Annotated in this window: 1 protein-coding gene; it reads left to right on the forward strand. The window is 36.4% G+C overall.

Features of this window, described 5'->3' with window-relative positions; all coding sequences use genetic code 11:
* Positions 1-8: 8 nt before the first annotated feature.
* The coding region (locus tag ABS764_RS16220; RefSeq protein WP_408082838.1) for a sodium:solute symporter family transporter at positions 9-730 on the forward strand (722 nt) is incomplete at its 3' end.

Consider the following 730-nt stretch of genomic DNA (forward strand, 5'->3'; position numbering starts at 1 on the left):
AATTTCTTATGAGCTCAAGTCTCGAATTTGCAGATTATGCAGTATTTATAATCTATTTTTTAATTGTATCGATTTACGGATACATTGTTTACCGCAAACGCGAAAAAAACGAACACGATGCTAAGGCGTATTTCTTAGCCGAAGGAACTCTGACATGGTGGGCTATTGGAGCTTCGTTAATTGCTTCTAATATTTCAGCCGAGCAATTTATCGGAATGAGTGGAGAAGGTTTCTTCTTAGGAATCGCTGTTGCTGCCTACGAATGGGTTGCTGCAATTGCCTTAATTATCATTGCGATTTGGTTTATTCCTGTTTATCTGAAAAACAAGATTTACACGATGCCGCAATTCTTAAAGACCAGATACAATGAAACTACGGCGTTGATTATGGCTGTTTTCTGGTTGTTCTTGTATGTTTTTGTAAATTTAACTTCTATTTTATACTTAGGAGCCGTTGCTATTAACGGACTGGCAGGAGGAGATTACCTTCATATAATTATGTTAGGATTAGCAGTTTTTGCTTTGATTATCTCTTTAGGAGGTATGAAAGTTGTGGCTTATACCGATGTTATTCAGGTTGCTGTTTTGATTATTGGAGGTTTAGTAACTTCTTATATCGCTTTAACAACTGTTGGAGAATATTTTGGAGTAGGTAAAGATGCTATTGCCGGATTCAATGTTTTGATGGAACAGGCACCGGAACATTTTAAAATGATTATTCCAAGACCAAC

This window comes from Flavobacterium plantiphilum (assembly GCF_046000495.1).
In the GTDB taxonomy this organism is placed as follows: domain Bacteria; phylum Bacteroidota; class Bacteroidia; order Flavobacteriales; family Flavobacteriaceae; genus Flavobacterium; species Flavobacterium plantiphilum.